Consider the following 18,347-nt stretch of genomic DNA (forward strand, 5'->3'; position numbering starts at 1 on the left):
GAATTGAATCGCACCTGCTTCATCATTCCGTGAATAAGAAAATTTTCCCTGTTAATTCACCCATCTTGCGTAATTCCGGCTTTTTCGGTAGGTTGAAGCTGAAGATGGGACGGGAAATTAGGTTTAAAATCCTCTTAAACATATCATTCTGATAGGTGATCGTTCAGAAGATATGTCGGAACCTAGGTGGCGGATCATTACTATGTTTTCTCACGATAGCGTGTGGGCGGCCATTGATGCCCTGGCTGAACGTCATTCCCTGAGCGCGTCCGGGCTGGCGCGTCGCGCAGGGCTTGACCCCACGACCTTTAACAAATCCAAGCGCTATGCCTCCGACGGTCGCGCGCGCTGGCCTTCGACGGAATCGCTTGCCAAGGTGATGGAAGCAACCGGCTCCACCTTTGATGAATTCACGCGGCTTATCCGGGGTGAAGATCGCACGCCGCAATTTGGCGAATATACGCAGGACATGCAGTCGATTCCACTGCTCGGCATGGCCGAAGCGGGCGCGGGCGGCTATTTCGATGATGCCGGTTTTCCGGCAGGGCAGGGCTGGGACATCGTGGAATTTCCCGCTGGCACGGGGGAAGGTGTGTATGCGCTGGAGGTTTCGGGCGACTCGATGTTGCCCCTTTACCGTGATGGCGATACGCTGATCGTTGCACCCAATACCGCCATTCGCCGGGGCGACCGGGTGGTGGTGCGAACGAAAGACGGAGAAGTGATGGCCAAGATTCTGCATCGCCAGACGCCGCGAACCATTGAGCTTCATTCGCTCAACCCCGAACATCCGAACCGCATTTTCGAGTCCAGGGATATCGAATGGGTTGCCCGCATTTTGTGGGCGAGCCAGTAATGGTGCAATCGCAGGGTAAAAGTCATGCGCGCGCCGTCTTCGGCGGTCTGGCTGGCATAACAGGTGCGGTACTGGTTGCCGCTTTCGTGGCGCCGTTCTATGGCGCGCTGGATCGACCGGTCGTGGTCATCGATTCCGGCGATACGCAGACGAAAGTCGATTCCGGTACGGGCAACGGCATCGTCGTTGAACAGTTCGATTATAACGAGCCGGGAATATCGCCTGAAATGGGGAATCCATCCGGGGGGACGTCACCGCAATCGGGCCAAACCGCTCCTGCTGAAGGGCAGCCGCCTGCGTGGAAAGAGAACGGGAAGGTAAACGATCAGGTCAATGATGACGGTATGGAACGCGAGGCACCGCGTCCGCCGCTGAGCGATCTTGGTCTTGCCACCACACCTAAACCGCCGGAACCGCCGCCACCGGCTACGCCTGTCGATGCGGGCGAGCAGATGCAGCTTTTGCAGCGTCCGGTCGCTGTGGCAGCAGGCCGGCTGGAAAGCCAGGGCCGTACCGTCGAGCTGCAGGGAATAGAAATCGTTCCCGTCGAACAGACATGCCAGACCGCTTCCGGCGAAAGCTGGCCATGCGGCATGCAGGCCCGCACTGCCTTCCGGCAATGGCTGCGCTCTCGTGCCGTCATGTGCCGCCTGCCGCAAAATGACAGTGGCGGCGCAATCGCTACCGAATGCGTGCTGGGCAATGAGGATGCAGCCGCATGGCTGGTTGCCAATGGCTGGGCGAAGGCTGCTCCCGGCAGCGCCTACGACGAAGCGGGGCGCAAGGCTGTGGAAGCGCATCTCGGCATTTTCGGCGACAAACCCGATACATCTCTGCCCAATCCGGAGCCTGATAGCGGCAGCATGATGGACAGTCCTTCGCCTCTGGCACCCGAGCCGGAGCCGCAGCCTTCTTCGCCGTTACCACAGCCGCAGGGCGATTTTCCGCCTGCACCCACGGCACAATAAAGCGAGATGAATTTAGAGCGGTTCCGGTTTAAATGGAATCGTCGGAACCGCTCTATCTATTTGTTTTCAAGCATTATCCGACGCAAAACCGCTTCGCACTTTTGCTGGAAATGCTCTAGATCCTTCGACAGGCTCAGGATGAGGGGCGAAAAACTGAAAGGGCGGCTTGAAGCCGCCCTTATTATTTGAATTCATTGGTCTGGGTTAGAGCATGTCCTGACGCTTACGCCAGTTCGCCAGCCAGCGCCTTTTTGATCAGTGCGCGGGTTTCGTCGATGCCGTAAAGCGCGACGAAGGAACCAAAGCGCGGTCCGCGTTCCTGGCCGATCAGCACCTCATAGAGCATCTGGAAGAAGGAAACCGAAACACCGGGACCGCCTTCCGGGCTCTTCTTGGTATGGTCCTGATAACGCTCGATGGCGCGGGCGACATCGAGAATGGCATTCTGGATGTCGTTGCCATCGGTGCCGGCAGGCAGCGTTGAAAGCTTGGCATCCAGCGCTTCGAGCGCTGCGCGTTCCACATCGTCCGGCGCACGGAACTGCTTGGTCGGTTTCACGAAGTCGTTGAAGTAGCGGATCGCATAGCCGACGAGTGCGTCGAGTTCCGGGTTGTTTTCCGGTGTTACGCCCGGCACGTGACGCGAGATGAAGCCCCACAGCACGGCTGGACTTTCGGCATTCGATGCGCTGACCAGATTGAGCATCAGCGCGAAGGTAACCGGCAGGTTCACCTTCGGCGGATTGCCGTAATGAATGTGCCAGACCGGATTGTTCAATCGGTCCTTCCATTCCTGGCGTTCATAGGCCGAGAGATAGGTGAAATATTCGTCCACTGCCTTCGGGATGACATCGAAATAGAGCCGCTTGGCGGTCTTCGGCTTCTGGAAATTGTAAAGTGCAAGGCTTTCGGTCGGCGCATAGGCCAGCCATTCATCGATGGAAATGCCGTTGCCCTTGGATTTGGAAATCTTCTGGCCAAGCTGGTCGAGGAACAGTTCATAGACGAAATGTTCCGGCGCGCGACCGCCGAGGATTTCGCAAATGCGGTCATAAACGCCCGCATTGGTCTGGTGGTCCTTGCCGAACATTTCGAAATCAACGCCGAGTGCTGCCCAGCGCATACCGAAATCCGGCTTCCACTGCAGCTTCACATTGCCGCCGGTGACGGGCAGGGTCGTTTCAACGCCTTCTTCGTCGTCGAACGTGATGGTGCCAGCCTTGGCATCAACACGCTTCATCGGCACGTAAAGCACGCGACCGGACTTGGGCGAGATTGGCAGGAACGGGCTATAGGTGGCCTGACGCTCTTCGCCGAGCGTCGGCAGCATCACCTTCATGATGTCGTCATAGCGCTCGACGGCCTTGAGCAGCACTGCGTCGAACTTGCCGGACTTATAATATTCGGTCGCGCTGGCGAATTCGTAATCGAAGCCGAACGTGTCGAGGAAGCGGCACAGCATGGCGTTGTTGTGATCCGCAAAGCTCTTGTAGTCGCCGCCGAACGGGTTCGGAACGGTCGAAAGCGGCATTTGCAGATAGGGCTCAAGAGCTGCCTTGTCCGGCACATTGTCCGGAATCTTGCGCATGCCGTCGAGATCGTCCGAAAAGCAGATCAGGCGCGTCTTGACCTTGTCTTCGGTCAGGATGCGGAAGGCATGGCGCACCATCGAGGTGCGCGCCACTTCGCCAAACGTGCCGATATGCGGCAGGCCCGAAGGGCCATAGCCGGTTTCGAAGATCACCGTGTCCGGCAGTCCGGTCTTGGCATAGCGCTTGAGGATTTTCTTCGCCTCTTCAAAGGGCCATGCTTTCGCTTCCGCAGCCGCCGCGGTCAGTTCCGGGGTCAGCGTGATTTCGGGAAGGCGGTGCGAGGTCATGGTTTAATCCTGTGAAGCGCTCTATTCGTTGAAAACTTGCGCATAAGGGAGGCGCATACTGCTCTATGGCGCGGCAACCACTGTCCGTCAACGGTTGCGACCGAATTTCCTTGCGCAACGGGATGCAGCTTCCTAACTTTCAAACCAATTTGGGCCGTTGGAGTTGATTCCGGCCATTGTTGTGCAGGAGTACGCGATGAAAAAGATCACCCCGCAGGATGCACTCGTCTATATCATGGTTACGACGTCTGCAGCCGACACCACCATGACCGATGCCGAACTGGAATCCATCGGTAACGTGGTGACGCGCCTGCCGGTTTTCCGTGGTTTCGATACTGGGCGTCTGCCGCAGCTTGCCAATGATTGCTATGCGCTGCTGGCCTATGAAGACGGTCTGGAGAGGATTCTCGACCTCGCTCATGAAGCGTTGCCGGAACGCCTCTACGATACGGCCTATGCACTGGCTGTCGAAGTGGCCGCCGCCGATCTGCATGTGGAACAGGAGGAACTGGAATTTCTGCAGATGCTGCGTGACCGCTGGACGCTCGATGAACTGACTGTTGCCGCTATCGAACGCAGCGCCCGCGTGCGGTTCCGTAAGCTTGATCCTGTCGTTTAGAGCCTGTTCCAAAAGTCATCCTGTGTGGCTGCAAATGGCAATTTGTCTGCGTTCCGGTGCTCATGTACCCAAAAGTACACTCCGCTCCGGTACTCGAAAATCACCATTTTCGCACACACATGACGCTTTTTGATTCAGGCTCTTGAGCGCTGATGGTTGTATAGAGCCGACTTCCCTCATCCTGCGCCCGTCGAGGGATCGGGGGGATGCAAAACGGGCGGAAAATCCGCCCGTTTTCATTGTCGGTTTCAGGAAAATCAGCACACGACCGGGAGCCGTCGTGCCTTGCGCCCTTCCAGGGCGGCACGCATGATGCGGGCAGCTTCTGCGAATGTGGGCGTTTCCTTCCAATGCTCGGCAAGAACAATGCCGGTCGGGACGATATCCCTCAGCGCTTCCAACGTGTGGCGCGGCACCATATCGGTGCAGTTCCACAGGCGGCGAAAGACGACGCTGATACGAGTAGTCTTGCCATTGACCCGAACAACAGGTTCAGCCGTTTCCGGGGTCCAATCTTCATAAGCATCAACCGCATCCTGGAACGCGTGATGAAGATAGATCGGTGCATGACCGTCATGAAGCGGGGGCAGCAAACTGGACATTTCTGTTTCCTCTCTTCCAATGTGGTTTAGCTTTAGAGCGCATTCCGAAAAGTGTGAAACGGTTTTCGGAATAAGATGCACGAGTAATTAGAGGGCATTTGCCGCCAGATGATTGAATTGGGGCGGACAAATGCATTCAAACAAGAGCCATGAATTGCTCTTCACTGGTCTATGTGCGCCGTGTCGAAATGGAAGCTCACGAAATACGACAACACATAATTAACTATGATCTACGGAAGAAGGCCTGTTTGGCAAGAGGGGATTTTCTTTAAATTGAATTTTATAGGAAAAATAATTCAACCGTATATGTTGAAATACTGCAATAATAAGCTAGCAAACCGTTGAAATATTATTTTTACTTGACGGTTAAAGATACCGAAAAATGAAGTGTTTTTCGACATTTATTGTTCGGGTGACAGGTTTTGATCCTGTCATTTACCGGCGACTGGTATAAAAAAGTCAGCGAATGAAAATATGATTGCGGGGCAAGTGATATGGCTCAACTGGTTCTGTCGCGTAGGGCTTTTCTGGCGGGGTCGACCGCTTTGGCCGCTGTCGCCGTCTGGCCGCAACGGTCGAATGCGGCTGGTGAGGTGCAGAAAGGCGGGCGGCTGGTCGTGGCCGCAGATTCAGAACCACGTAATCTGAACCCGGCCATCGTGGCATCCAATGGTGTTTTCTTCGTTGCAAGCAAGCTGATCGAGCCTCTGGCGGAAGCGTCTTTCGATGGTGAGAATGGCCTTGCGCCGCGGCTGGCCACAGGCTGGGAAGGTTCCGCCGACGGGCTGACGGCGACATTCCGTCTGCGTGAAGGTGTCAAATGGCACGACGGCAAGCCGTTCACATCGGCGGATGTGGCCTTTTCGGCGATTGAAGTCTGGAAACCACTGCAAAACCTTGGTCGCGTTGTGTTCAAGGCACTGGAGAAGGTCGAAACGCCGGACGACCTTACCGCCATCTTCCATTTCTCCGAGCCGACGCCTTTCCAGCTTATCCGTAATGCCTTGCCCGCGCTGACGGCAGTGCTGCCGAAGCATGTCTTCGCAGGAACCGACATCATGGCCAATTCGGCCAATGAAAAGCTCGTCGGCACCGGCCCGTTCAAATATGCCGAGCACAAGACTGGCGAATATTATCGGCTGACACGCAACGACGATTATTGGGGCGAGGGTGAGCCTTATCTGGACGAGATCGTCTATCGCGTGCTGCCGGATCGTGCGGCTGCGGCGGGGGCACTGGAAGCCGAAGAAATCGATCTGGCCGCTTTTTCCGCCGTGCCGCTCGCCGATCTGGACCGAATTTCGAAGGTTCCGGGCCTGACGGTTATTTCCAAGGGCTATGAAGCGCTGACTTACCAGCTTGTGGTGGAGATCAACCACCGCCGCAAGGAGCTGGCGGATCTGAAGGTTCGGCAGGCAATCGCCCATGCCATTGATCGCGATTTCGTGGTCAAAACCGTTTTCCTCGGTTACGCCAAGACCTCAACCGGTCCCGTACCACATTATGACAGCCAGTTTTATACCGATGACGTGCCGTCCTATCCGTTCGACGTTGCGAAGGCGAATGCACTTCTGGACGAGGCTGGCTACACGCGCGGTCAGGACGGAACACGCTTCACGCTCAAGCTTCTTCCCGCGCCCTATTTCAACGAGACGAAGCAGTTCGGCGATTATCTGCGGCAGGCGCTTGCGGCTGTCGGCATCGATGCGCGCATCGTCAATAATGATTCCGCCGCGCACCAGAAGGCGGTCTATACCGACCATGATTTCGATCTGGCGATTGCGCCCACGGTTTATCGCGGCGATCCGGCCATATCGACCACCATTCTTGTCGAAAGCGGCATCCCGGCAGGCGTGCCGTTTTCCAATCAGGGCGGCTATGTCAACGCAGAACTGGACGCACTGATCGCCAAAGCCGCACGCGAGATCGATGAGGAAAAGCGCACGGCGCTTTACCACAAGTTCCAGCAGATGGTGGAGGCGGATTTGCCGCTCATCAATGTTGCGGAATGGGGCTTCATCACCGTCGCCAGCGACCGCGTGAAGACTATTTCCAACAATCCGCGCTGGGCTGTTTCCAACTGGGCGGATACGTGGCTGGAGCAGTGACGAACCTCTTGGATTAATTGTATCCTGCCGCCGTGAAACAGATTCTGGCCCTTTTCCGCAAACGACTGGTCGGCAGCTTCATCGTGCTGCTGATTGTCATTGTCGGTTGCTTCTTCATGTTGGAAAGCGCGTCCGGCGATGCCGTCGACGCCTATGCTGTGACATTCGGCGGCGATGCGGCAACGATTGCCGAAATGCGGGCGCGCTGGGGGCTGGATCAATCGGTCTGGCATCGGCTCGGGGCTTATCTCGCAGCGCTCGCGCAGGGTAATCTCGGCTGGTCCGTCAGTTTTAACCGGCCCATTCTCGACGTTATTCTGGAACGCCTGCCCAACACGCTTCTTTTGATGGGCGCGGCTACCGCCTTGTCTTTTGCCGTGGGCTCGCTCCTCGGGATCGTGGCAGGTGCAAAGCCCGGAAGCTTTCGCGACCGGTTTCTCTCCGTTGCATCCCTGGTTCTTTATGCGATCCCCGGTTTCTGGCTGGCGCTTGTGCTGGTCATCCTGTTTTCGATCAGGCTGCGCTGGTTGCCGTCAAGTGGCATAGAAACAATCGCTTCCGGCAAGCATGGGCTGGCGCGAGCAGGCGATATTGCGGTTCATCTGGTGCTGCCGGTCGTTTCGCTGGCGGTGATCTATCTGGCGCTTTACCTGCGGGTGATGCGGGCCGCCATGGCCGAGATCTGGCGCATGGATTTCGTGCGCGCCCTGCGGGCGAGGGGCATTTCGCATTCGCGCATCGTCCTGCGTCACGTGGCGCGCAACGCCTTGCTGCCAGTCGTCACCGTGCTGGGCTTACAGGCCGCATCCATGCTCGGCGGCAGCGTGGTGATCGAAAGTGTCTTCGCCGTGCCAGGTCTGGGGCGACTGGCGCAAGAGGCCGTTGCAAGCCGTGACACGCCGCTTCTGCTCGGTGTCATTCTGGTCAGCGCCGTCATGGTGATCGTGGTCAATTTCCTTATCGACCTGATCTATCTCTGGCTTGATCCACGTATCGCGACGGGGGGCAGCAGGGCATGAGCCGCTCTAAACGTTATTTCAGAACGGGCGAGGGTTTAGCAGGTACAATCCTGCTGGCGCTGCTCGTGCTGGCAGCAGTTTCAGCGCCTCTTTTCTTTCCCGCCGATCCTTTAAGCATTGTCTCAACGCCGTTGCTGCAACCTTTTGACAATAAAGATTTTATCTTCGGAACCGATCGGCTCGGGCGTGATGTTCTGGCTGAACTTTTCTACGGCGCGCGCACATCGCTTGCTGTGGGACTGGCCGCTGCCTTGGCTGCACTTATCTTGGGCAGCATCGTTGGAACGCTGGCCGGTTTTGCGGGCGGTATCATCGATGAAGTCCTGATGCGGATCACCGAAGCCTTCCAGACTGTGCCGGGATTCCTGCTGGCGCTTGCGCTGGTCAGCATTGCCGGGCCGTCGCTGCCGGTGTTGATTGCGGCCATTGCACTTTCGAGCTGGACACAGGCTGCGCGCCTCACGCGCGGACAGGTGCTCACAATTCGCGAAAGCGACTATGTGGCTTCGGCTCGCGTCATCGGCATGCATCCAATGGAAATCGCTTTCCGCCAGATTCTGCCCAACGCTCTGCCGCCGGTTCTGGCACTGGTGCCGGTGATCGTTGCTTCCGCCATCTTGATCGAGGCGGCGCTGTCCTTTCTGGGACTGGGTGATCCGAACCGCGTCACATGGGGCGGCATGATCGCCGAGGGGCGCACTGTTTTGCGCTCCGCGCCCTGGCTCTCGATCCTGCCGGGTCTGGCGCTGGCACTGACTGTTGTTGGCATCTATCTGGCGGGCGAAGGACTGACGAACGCCTTGTCCCGGCGCGAGGTGCAGTCATGACGGTGATCGTCCGGCTGGAACAGCTTTCCGTGCGCTATGGCCGTGAAATGGCGCTGGAGACTATCGACCTCGATGTCCGTCGCGGTGAAACACTGGCGATCATTGGCGAAAGCGGCTCGGGCAAAAGCACGCTGGCGCTGGCCTTGGCCTCGCTCCTGCCGGGCAATGCCCGCATTTCGGGCCGCATGGATTGGGCGGATGGCAAGCGGCGACCGGGACGCGACATCGGCTTCGTGTTTCAGGATCCTGCATCGAGCTTCGACCCGCTGATGACGGTTGGCGCGCAACTTGTCGAGATCATTCGCGCCCATGCGAAAATCGACAGGACGACGGCGAAAGCCAAAGCAGTCAGCCTTTTAAAGCGGGTCCACATTCCACAACCTGAAACGGCTTTCACACGCTATCCGCATCAGTTTTCCGGCGGCCAGAAACAGCGCATCGCGATTGCGCTCGCTATTGCCGCCGGTCCCCGCCTGCTGATTGCCGACGAGCCGACAAGCGCACTCGACACCATCGTGCAGAAAGAGATTGTCTCTCTCCTGCGCGAACTGGTGCGTGCAGACGGAATGACACTGATCTTCATCACCCATGACATCGCTTTGGCATCGGAACTGGCCGACCGCATCGCGGTTTTTCGTCAGGGAAAACTGGTGGAACTTGGCCCGGCACAAAATATCATCTCGAACCCGCAAACAGATTATACGAAAGCGCTGATCGCCGCCGTGCCAGTGCTGGAGACGGCCCATGGCTGATCCACTTCTGAAGGCCGACAATCTCATTTTGCGCTATGGCGGCGCCCTTGCGCTCGATGGTGTCAGTCTCACCATCCGGCAGGGCGAGACATTGGCGCTGGTCGGCCCGTCTGGCAGCGGCAAGTCTACGCTGGCGCGCGCCCTTCTGCGGCTTCATCCGCTTGAAAGCGGCACAATCCGCTTCGAAGGCGAGGACTGGCTGGCGCTCACAGGCGCTAATCTCCGCAAAGAGCGGGCGCGCATGCAGATGGTGTTTCAGGACCCGCTTTCAGCCTTCAATCCGCGTGCGAGCGTCTACGATCTCTTACGCGAGCCGCTGCGCATCCACGGGCTCAAGCGCGATATTGCCAGCCTTCTGCAAACGGTCGGGCTTGATCCGGCGCTGGTGCGGCGTGGCGTCCACGAGATTTCCGGCGGGCAGCGCCAGCGTGTCGCGATTGCGCGGGCGCTTGCAACTGCTCCGTCGCTGATCGTGCTGGACGAGGCGGTTTCGGCACTTGATGTCACTGTGCGCGGCGCCATTCTCAACCTGTTGCGGGATATACAGAAAGCCGAGCAGACGGCTTATCTTTTCATCACGCATGATCTGGCGGTCGCGGCACAGACGGCGGACCGTATCGCGGTGATGGAGCGCGGGCAGATTGTTGAATGCCGCCCGACACGTGAGCTGATAACGGCACCACAAGCGCCCATCACTAGAGCGCTCATCGAAGCGGTGCCGCGTCTCTCAGTTTAGAGCGGTTCCGGTTTAAATGGAATCGTCGGAACCGCTCTATCTATTTGTTTTCACGCATTATCCGACGCAAAACCGCTTCGCACTTTTGCTGGAAATGCTCTAGCTTTTGCCCAGTTCCACCGAACGCTTGCGGGCAGCTTCCACGGCTTCTGCCACAAGCTTCTTGAGGCGGTCACCGCCCATGAGAACCTCGAGCGCGGCAGCGGTGGTGCCGTTCGGGCTCGTCACCTGTTCGCGCAGCTTTGACGGTGTATCCGTGCTGGCATCGGCCAGAGCGCCTGCACCCATCACGGTCTGCATGGCCAGCAGAGCCGCCGTTTCCTGCGGAAGACCGGCGGTCACACCGGCGTCGGTCAGGGCTTCGATGAAGTGGAACACATAGGCCGGACCAGAACCCGAAACGGCGGTCACGGTGTCCATCAGCGCTTCATCGTCCACGCTTGCGACCTTGCCGGATGTCTCCAGCAGGCGTGCAATGAAGGCTTCGTTCTCGTCGGTCACATTGGCGTTCTTGAACGTGACCAGCATGCCCTTGCCGATGGCGGCAGGCGTGTTCGGCATGCAGCGAAGAATGGCTGCATCGTGACCAAGCTTGCTTTCGAAAAGGGCGACCGGAATACCGGCTGCAACGCTGACGAAAGTGGCGGCTGGGGCGAAGCGCTTATAGGCTGGCAGAACTTGTGCCATGACCTGCGGCTTGACGGCCACGAGAACCATGCGCGGCTTTAGATCGCCGGGCAGGGCTTCAGCATCGGCAAAGGCATGGACGCCAGCGCCAGCGGCGCGATCACGAAGCGCTTCGGTCGGTTCCACGACGTAAACGTTCTTCGCCTTGAGGATACCGCTATCGAGCCAGCCCTTGAGCATGGCGAAGCCCATATTGCCGCAACCGACCAGAATTACCGTGTCATGCATATTGATTGTTCCACCTGTTTGATCCCGGCGCACAGCGTCATGTACGCCTTTTCTCATTCCTTTCGGGATATAGACCCGCGCGATTGCGACCTGCAAGACGGTATGGTGAAAAGCACGATTTTGCCTGCGAAGTACTGTCTGATTATTGCGGTACGGTTTACCTATTGCTCATAAGGTATCGACCATTATGCTTGCCATCTGGAATTCTTGATAGAGCAACGAAGCAGTTCCTGTTTGCGTTGCTGGAATGGGGAGACAATGGACCCAGCTTTGACGACGGGCGTTCCACCAGCCGAAGCTTTCGGACACGTCCGTATTATTATCGGCATGATCCTGGGTTTGTGCGTTTCACGCCTTTTGACAGGATTGGCGCGTTTCATCCAGCATCCGGGCAAACAGAAAATCTATCCGGTCCACCTGGCGTGGGTGGGCTTCATTCTGCTTTCCGTCATCCACTTCTGGTGGTTTGAATTCAGCTTGCGAACCATTCCGCTCTGGACCTTCGAGAAGTATCTGTTCGTGATCTTCTATGCAGGACTGTACTTTTTGCTCAGCACGCTGCTTTTCCCCGACAGTATGGAAGAATATACCGGCTATCGCGATTATTTCATTTCACGGCGCAAGTGGTTCTTCGGCATTCTGGCGCTGGTCTATGTGGTCGATTTCATCGATACCTTGCTGAAGGGAGCGGACCACTACCGGCTCTACGGCATCGAATATCCCATTCAGGTCGCTTGCTTCATCCTGTTCAGTCTGATTGCAGTATTCTGGGGCAACCGGCGCTATCATGCGGCTTTCGCTGCCGTTGCGCTGATTTACCAGATCACCTTCACACTGCGCCACTTCGCGACGTTGAGCTAACGCTTTTCCGCATTGCACCGGGTTTCCGCGTCCACAATTTCGCGGAGCTGGCGTAGCAGCGGATGGCGGGCGGTCTGCTTGACGCCGTAATCGAGATTGAATGCATAATCGAAATCCGGCGGATTGAGCCCGATATTGTGCTGCATCATGGTTTCAAGCTTGTCGAAGCCTTTGGCAAAGATAGCTTCCGCCGATTGGCCTTCGCTGTAATCCGTCCAAAGCTCCATGATTTCCGCGCGCAGGTCATCTGGAAGCGGCGCGCACAGCATCATGAGATCGGCTTTTTCGCGCTCGGCTCGCCCATCATCGGCGGATTGATGGATGGCAGGCACATCGCCGGAAATCGCCTCGCCCAGATCGTGGATGATGCACATTTTGATGAGTTTCAGCCGGTCGCAATCGCCCAGCTCCCGGTCGAACAACATCACCAGAAGGCATAGCCGCCAGCTATGCTCGGCTGTGCTTTCCGGTCGGCCCTGTGAGGTATGGCCGGAGCGCAGAGTGCTTTTCAGCCGTTCCGCACTCTGGATAAATCGGATGATGCCACTCAGCCGGTCTGGATCGATCGGATTTTCTGTTTCGGCGCTCACTCTGGCCTCCTGATTTATCTGTATGAATCAATGTGTATAATTGCAATTTTAACGGTTTGTTTGCCATGATGAATATTAATCTGGATCAATAGCCACGGGCGAAAAGCGGGACGGAGCGATGGTTGAACGGGACAGAGAGAGGCGACGTGCGGCTGCGCGCCCGCTTCTGGCCTATGCGCCGGAATTCCTTGAACTTGTGCCACCTTTCCGCGCGACCGAAGACAAAAACGAGGAGCGCGAGCATCAGAGGCGTCGCGAGGAGTTGCTTCGCCGTAAGCAGGATCTGATAGACGCGGAAGAGAGCGAACGGACCGATCCGAAGGCAGATATGCAGGGCCGGATGAATGCCGTCCGGGAGGCGCTGCAGGCCAACCTCGACGGGGCATCGATCAAGGCACCGCCTGCGCCGGAAACACCCGTATCAGTCACCGTCCCGAAGCCTGAAAGCGAGCCGTTACAATTATCGCGCCGCAGGCGGCGCTGGGGGCTTCTGGCTGGTTTTACGCTGCTGGGTGGAATTGTCGGAACCACATATGCTGTTTTGGTGCCGCCCCAATACGGCGCGATGGCTTCCCTGCAGGTTTTTCCGCCAGAGCGGCGCAGCGAAATTGCCTCGAATGCCGTTCTTGAGCGTGCTGCGCAAATGGCGCGCATTGAACGTGCTGCCGATCTCGGTGCTCCTTCATTTCTGGAGGAATTGCGCTTTCGTCTGACCCGATTGTTGCCCGAAGACCAGCAGCCTCCGGCTGTGGCAGGACACAAAAGGATGTCGGGCGCGCAATTGCTGCGCCAGCGGCTTGATTTCACACAGGCGCTCGACAGCGGCACGGTGAATGTCGAGGCCACGACTGACAAGCCGGAAACGGCTTCACTTTTGGCCAATGCCGTTGCGCAAGCGTTTCGCGACCATCTGCAAGGCGGCGCGAACGGGTCTGAGGGCGATCTCCCGGCGCGCCTGCAAAGTCTGGAGGCGGATGCCGAAGCGGCACGGCAGGCGGCAACAGCTTTTCGCGTCAGCCGGGATTTTGGCGATGACGACAACAAGACCGCGCTTCAACGCGAATTCGCCGACAGCAAGGCCGAGACAGCCCGTATCGCAGCGGAGGCCAACAGTCTGAACGGCGCGACCGCCGAGAGCCTTGCCGGTAAAGGCGTGCCGGAAACCATGCGTTCCGGAGCGCTGGGTGCACTGGTGGAGCGCTATCGTGCAGCAGGGCAGGGGGCGCGCGCGAACCAGATAGAGGCTGAGATCGATAAGGAGATTTCCAGCCAGCGGAGTATCTTGCAGGCGGATCTTAAGAATGCGGTCGAACGTGAGCAAAAGGCAGCCGCTGCCATCGCCGGTTTCGGCTCGACGCCTGCGACGGATGAAGACAAAGCCCGCCTGCAAATGCTGGAACGCGATGCAGCGGCAAAGCAGGTATTGTTTGAAGATTTGCAGATGCGCGCGGCACGGGGCGAACCTGCATCTGCGGGGTCCGCGGCGACAGTGCGGATTGTTACGCCAGCCATGGTGGAACCGAACCCGCGCACTCTCTCCTCACAAGGGACTATCGCCGTTGGATTGCTGGGCGGGTTTTTGCTTGGCCTTCTTTCGATGATGCTGGCCGGGCGTAAGCCCTGGTCGTCGGTCAGGAGTGAAGCCGAGCCGGAAGAGGTTCTGGAACCCTACGGTGAAACCCGGCTTGCTGCTGTTATCCGCGAAGCCAATGCGCGCTGGGAAGCCGAGAATGAAGGCGCTAACCGACCCACGGAAAATGCCGCCCTCGGTCGCGCCATCGACGACGTACGCTCGACCCGTATCGCAAAGTCCTAACTGGTTTCCGCTGGGTTTTCCGTTCTGAAACTTCATAAAATCCTGCATTGTCGCGCATTCGCCAATTGTCATCGGGCGTCATGACGCTTATGGGCATGTGTGCGGAAAAGATGTCGTGTACCTCCCAGACACTCAAGTTCGATATCACGAAAGAACGGAGCGCTCGCTATGGCTCAATTGATAGATGGCAAGAAGCTCGCCGAGGATGTGGTTTCCACGGTGAAGACCGAAACCGAAAAGCTCGTGGCCGCCACCGGCACTGTGCCCGGTATTGCGGTGGTAATTGTCGGCGAAGACCCGGCAAGTCAGGTCTATGTCGCATCCAAGAGCAAGAAGGCCAAGGAATGCGGCTTCCACTCCGTTCAGCACGATCTGCCGGAAACGGCGTCGGAACAGGAGCTTCTCGACCTGATCGAGAGCCTCAACAACGACCCCGCCATCCATGGCATTCTGGTGCAGTTGCCGCTGCCGAAGCACATTGACTCAGGCCGGGTGATCCAGACGATTTCGCCCGACAAGGATGTTGACGGCTTTCACTTTATCAATGTCGGCAAGCTTGGCACCGGCGAGGTTGAAACGGCTTTCGTTCCCTGCACGCCAGCCGGTGCGATGATCATGATCGAGCGGGTCCATGGCCGTGATCTTTCGGGCTTCAATGCCGTGGTGATCGGTCGCTCCAACATTGTTGGCAAGCCGATGTTCAATCTTCTGCTCGCCGCCAATGCAACGGTTACGGTTGCGCACAGCCGCACGAAAGATCTGCCCGCGATAGCCCGCACGGCGGATATTCTGGTTGCTGCCGTTGGTCGTCCACAGATGGTCAAGGGCGATTGGGTCAAGCCGGGCGCAACGGTGATCGATGTCGGTATCAATCGCATTCCGGCACCAGAACGCGGCGAAGGCAAGACACGACTGGTCGGCGATGTCGATTTCGCGGAAGCCGAAAAGGTTGCCGGAGCGATCACGCCGGTGCCGGGTGGCGTCGGTCCAATGACCATCGCCATGCTGATGGCGAATACGCTGACCGCCGCCTGCCGCACTGCTGGCGTGAAAAAACCAGTTTTTTGACACAATTGAACTGCGTTTTTTGCGCGATTTTATTCCGGTTTTGATGGTTTGAGAGGCAAAACAGCTAAAATCGCTGTTTTGCCTTAATTTCATTCGGGCGGTTTTCAGAACACCGAAGCGCCTTCGTCAGCCCGCCCGGCGATCTGGCGGAAAGCGCGGAACAGTTCGCGTCCCATGCCATGCTCATTGCCGGAAAGATCAGGGCGATCTTCGCCACGGTCATTCAGCAGCATCAAATTGACGAGAACTTCCAGAGTGCCGTTCACGGCATCCAGACGAATGACATCGCCGTCGCGGATCTTACCGATGGCACCACCATCAAGTGCTTCCGGCGTGACATGGATGGCGGACGGAACCTTGCCCGACGCGCCGGACAGGCGACCGTCGGTGACAAGGGCAACACGCTGGCCGCGATCCTGCAGAATGCCCAGAACCGTCATCAGCTTGTGCAGCTCGGGCATGCCATTGGCTTTCGGGCCCTGATAGCGGACCACGGCGATGAAATCGCCGGTCAATTCACCAGCCTTGAACGCAGCCTGCATTTCTGCCTGATCGTTGAACACCTTGGCGGGTGCTTCGATGACCTGGCGCTCCGGCTTCACGGCGGAAACCTTGATGATCGCATTGCCGATATTGCCGGTCAGAACCTTGAGGCCGCCGGTCGGCTGGAACGGCGCATGGATTTTGGCCAGAACCTTTTCGTCGCCGCTTTTTTCCGGCACCGGCTCTCGCACGACCGTGCCATCGGCGCCAAGCTTCGGTTCGATCGCGTAAGGGCGCAGACCTTCGCCGAAGACGGTGCGCACATCCTCATGCAGAATGCCGCCATCGAGCAGTTCGCGGATCAGGAAGCCCATGCCGCCTGCAGCGTGGAAATGGTTCACATCGGCAAGGCCGTTCGGATAGACACGCGCCAGAAGCGGTACCGCATCCGAAATCTCGGAAATATCATGCCATGTCAGCTTGATACCGGCAGCAGCCGCCATGGCGATCAGATGGATTGTATGATTGGTCGAACCGCCGGTCGCGTTGAGACCAATGACGCCATTGACGAATGAACGCTCGTCCAGCATTTCGCCGACCGGCGTATATTCATTCCCGCAGGCGGTGATCGCCAATGCGCGCTTGGCGGCTTCGCGGGTCAAGGCATCGCGCAGCGGCGTGCCCGGATTGATGAAGGATGCGCCCGGCAGATGCAGGCCCATGATTTCCATCAGCATCTGGTTGGAATTGGCCGTGCCGTAGAAGGTGCAGGTGCCGGGACCATGATAGGACTTCGATTCCGATTCCAGAAGTTCGGCACGTCCGACCTTGCCTTCGGCATAGAGCTGACGGGTCTTGGCCTTTTCGTCATTGGGCAGGCCGCTGGTCATTGGCCCGGCAGGCACGAACACGGCGGGCAGATGGCCGAAGGTCAGCGCACCGATGATGAGGCCGGGCACAATCTTGTCGCAGACGCCGAGATAGACGGCGGCATCGAACATATCGTGCGACAGGCCGACGGCGGTGGCCATCGCGATCACTTCGCGGGAGAACAGCGACAGTTCCATGCCCGCAAACCCTTGCGTAACCCCATCGCACATGGCAGGCACACCACCTGCAACCTGCGCCACGCCGCCCGCTTCACGCGCAGCCTGCTTGATGAGTTGCGGAAAGGTTTCGAATGGCTGATGGGCCGACAGCATGTCATTATAGGCGGTGATGATGCCCAGGTTCGGAATCTCGTCGCCGATCAACGCGGCCTTGTCGTGCGGGCCGCAGGCAGCGAAACCATGCGCGAGATTGGCACAGCCCAGAACGGCGCGCTTTGGCTTGCTGGATGAAGCTTCGCGCACACGGCCAAGATAGGCCTCGCGCGTCGGCTTGGACCGTTCGCGAATGCGCGCGGTGATTTCCTGAATGCGTTTATGTGCCGTCTCGGTGGGCATGGGTATCACCTGTGCCAATCTGGCTTGAATCGAATTTAACTTGTCCAGTAGAGCTGGATCGGTGTGCGCGCATGGTGGAAGACAGCCCGCACGGGCATTTCATTCTCGTCATCGCCGGAAAGCGCCTTTTCCAGCGTTGCCTGCTTGGCAGCGCCTTCGATATGCAGAACCAGCATTTCGGCCTCAGTGATGATGGGAAGGGTCAGGGTCAGACGCTTTTCGCCAGCACCTTCGGCCTGAATGGGCAGGACGAGCGCCCGCGTTGCCGGATCGATCGCCTGATCGAGCCGGTCGGCACCAGGAAAGAAGGAGGCGGTATGACCGTCATTACCCATGCCAAGCACCACCACGTCGAACGGACGGCGCAATGCGTCGATACGGTTGGCAGCGGCAAGCGCCGCCGTTTCGGCCGTCGCCGCCGGATTGTAGAGGCCAACGAACTTGGCCACGCCCGCATGATCGCGCAAAAGATGCTCGCGCACCAGCTTTTCGTTGGAGCGGTCGCTTTCGACGGGTACGAAACGCTCGTCAACGAGGGTGATCGTGACGACGTTCCAGTCGATCATCTTGCGTGATAGCACCTCGAACAGTCTCAACGGCGTTGTGCCGCCGGAGACGGCCAGTGTGGCCTGCCCCCGCTCAGCGATTGCGGCTGCCAGCTTGATTGCAATTGCTTTAGAAAGCGATTGCGCCAGTTCCGTTCCGCTGGTGAAGTCGTGACGTTCGATGTTCATTCCATTCCTTTCCAAAGCAGAAACTAGAGCGGTTCCAATCGGATAAAATCGTGAAGCCGCTCTATCTCT

The 18,347-nt window shown here is 58.0% G+C and carries 17 protein-coding genes; 11 read left to right on the forward strand and 6 right to left on the reverse strand.

Translation table 11 applies throughout. The annotated features are described in order from the left end of the window. The first annotated feature begins 202 nt into the window (after positions 1 to 202). Both FIB18_RS00395 and FIB18_RS00400 read left to right on the forward strand, forming a co-directional pair. A complete protein-coding gene (locus FIB18_RS00395; protein ID WP_140018868.1) occupies positions 203 to 856 on the forward strand; it encodes a S24 family peptidase in 654 nt (217 codons plus the stop codon). Continuing rightward, positions 856 to 1,824, forward strand: a complete 969-nt coding sequence (locus FIB18_RS00400) for a thermonuclease family protein (RefSeq protein WP_140018869.1) — start codon at positions 856 to 858, stop codon at positions 1,822 to 1,824. The genes FIB18_RS00395 and FIB18_RS00400 overlap by 1 nt, the downstream gene beginning before the upstream one ends. A 223-nt stretch (positions 1,825 to 2,047) precedes the next feature. Here FIB18_RS00400 and FIB18_RS00405 read toward each other — a convergent pair whose 3' ends face one another. After that, positions 2,048 to 3,703 carry a lysine--tRNA ligase gene (locus FIB18_RS00405; protein WP_140018870.1) on the reverse strand — a complete coding sequence of 552 codons (1,656 nt, stop codon included), beginning with the start codon at positions 3,701 to 3,703 and terminating at the stop codon, positions 2,048 to 2,050. A 196-nt stretch (positions 3,704 to 3,899) separates the two neighbouring features. Here FIB18_RS00405 and FIB18_RS00410 point away from each other — a divergent pair, with 196 nt between their 5' ends. Next, positions 3,900 to 4,322, forward strand: coding sequence for a tellurite resistance TerB family protein (locus FIB18_RS00410; protein ID WP_140018871.1), 423 nt, complete (start codon positions 3,900 to 3,902; stop codon positions 4,320 to 4,322). 257 nt (positions 4,323 to 4,579) lie between these two features. On the opposite strand, the gene FIB18_RS00415 is transcribed toward FIB18_RS00410, so the two are convergent. Further along, positions 4,580 to 4,924: a BRA0787 family protein gene (locus FIB18_RS00415; RefSeq protein WP_140018872.1), complete on the reverse strand. Its 345-nt coding sequence runs from the start codon at positions 4,922 to 4,924 to the stop codon at positions 4,580 to 4,582. A gap of 494 nt (positions 4,925 to 5,418) precedes the next feature. On the opposite strand from FIB18_RS00415, the gene FIB18_RS00420 reads away from it, so the two are divergent. The 5 genes from FIB18_RS00420 to FIB18_RS00440 are packed head-to-tail and all read left to right on the forward strand — an operon-like array spanning position 5,419 to position 10,366. Beyond that, positions 5,419 to 7,032, forward strand: a complete 1,614-nt coding sequence (locus tag FIB18_RS00420) for an ABC transporter substrate-binding protein (RefSeq protein ID WP_140018873.1) — start codon at positions 5,419 to 5,421, stop codon at positions 7,030 to 7,032. 17 nt (positions 7,033 to 7,049) lie between these two features. After that, complete coding sequence (locus FIB18_RS00425) at positions 7,050 to 8,051, forward strand: ABC transporter permease (RefSeq protein WP_140018874.1); 1,002 nt, start codon at positions 7,050 to 7,052, stop codon at positions 8,049 to 8,051. Next, positions 8,048 to 8,878, forward strand: a complete 831-nt coding sequence (locus FIB18_RS00430) for an ABC transporter permease (RefSeq protein ID WP_140018875.1) — start codon at positions 8,048 to 8,050, stop codon at positions 8,876 to 8,878. The genes FIB18_RS00425 and FIB18_RS00430 overlap by 4 nt, the downstream gene beginning before the upstream one ends. Beyond that, positions 8,875 to 9,630, forward strand: coding sequence for an ABC transporter ATP-binding protein (locus FIB18_RS00435; protein ID WP_140018876.1), 756 nt, complete (start codon positions 8,875 to 8,877; stop codon positions 9,628 to 9,630). Before FIB18_RS00430 ends, FIB18_RS00435 begins: the two co-directional genes overlap by 4 nt. After that, positions 9,623 to 10,366 carry an ABC transporter ATP-binding protein gene (locus tag FIB18_RS00440; protein ID WP_140018877.1) on the forward strand — a complete coding sequence of 248 codons (744 nt, stop codon included), beginning with the start codon at positions 9,623 to 9,625 and terminating at the stop codon, positions 10,364 to 10,366. The genes FIB18_RS00435 and FIB18_RS00440 overlap by 8 nt, the downstream gene beginning before the upstream one ends. A gap of 99 nt (positions 10,367 to 10,465) precedes the next feature. Here the strand turns inward: FIB18_RS00440 and proC are convergent, their stop codons facing one another. Next, a complete protein-coding gene (gene proC / locus FIB18_RS00445; protein ID WP_140018878.1) occupies positions 10,466 to 11,281 on the reverse strand; it encodes a pyrroline-5-carboxylate reductase in 816 nt (271 codons plus the stop codon). Between the two features lie 258 nt (positions 11,282 to 11,539). Between proC and FIB18_RS00450 the strand changes: the two genes are divergently transcribed. Then, positions 11,540 to 12,142: a hypothetical protein gene (locus FIB18_RS00450; RefSeq protein ID WP_140018879.1), complete on the forward strand. Its 603-nt coding sequence runs from the start codon at positions 11,540 to 11,542 to the stop codon at positions 12,140 to 12,142. Here the strand turns inward: FIB18_RS00450 and FIB18_RS00455 are convergent. After that, the gene (locus FIB18_RS00455; protein WP_140018880.1) at positions 12,139 to 12,732 is read right to left on the reverse strand and encodes an HD domain-containing protein; all 594 of its coding nucleotides are present in this window, start codon (positions 12,730 to 12,732) and stop codon (positions 12,139 to 12,141) included. The genes FIB18_RS00450 and FIB18_RS00455 overlap by 4 nt on opposite strands. A gap of 118 nt (positions 12,733 to 12,850) precedes the next feature. On the opposite strand from FIB18_RS00455, the gene FIB18_RS00460 reads away from it, so the two are divergent. Beyond that, positions 12,851 to 14,548: a GumC domain-containing protein gene (locus tag FIB18_RS00460; RefSeq protein WP_140018881.1), complete on the forward strand. Its 1,698-nt coding sequence runs from the start codon at positions 12,851 to 12,853 to the stop codon at positions 14,546 to 14,548. 168 nt (positions 14,549 to 14,716) lie between these two features. Then, entirely contained in the window at positions 14,717 to 15,616 is a 900-nt protein-coding gene (gene folD, locus FIB18_RS00465; protein ID WP_140018882.1) for a bifunctional methylenetetrahydrofolate dehydrogenase/methenyltetrahydrofolate cyclohydrolase FolD, read from the forward strand. Between the two features lie 104 nt (positions 15,617 to 15,720). On the opposite strand, the gene edd is transcribed toward folD, so the two are convergent. Next, complete coding sequence (edd, locus tag FIB18_RS00470) at positions 15,721 to 17,544, reverse strand: phosphogluconate dehydratase (protein WP_140018883.1); 1,824 nt, start codon at positions 17,542 to 17,544, stop codon at positions 15,721 to 15,723. Positions 17,545 to 17,579: 35 nt separating this feature from the next. Next, positions 17,580 to 18,278 (reverse strand): 6-phosphogluconolactonase, encoded by a 699-nt coding sequence (pgl, locus tag FIB18_RS00475; RefSeq protein WP_140018884.1) that lies wholly within the window; start codon positions 18,276 to 18,278, stop codon positions 17,580 to 17,582. Positions 18,279 to 18,347: the final 69 nt, after the last annotated feature.

It is taken from the genome of Brucella pecoris (genome assembly GCF_006376675.1).
In the GTDB taxonomy this organism is placed as follows: Bacteria; Pseudomonadota; Alphaproteobacteria; order Rhizobiales; family Rhizobiaceae; genus Brucella; species Brucella pecoris.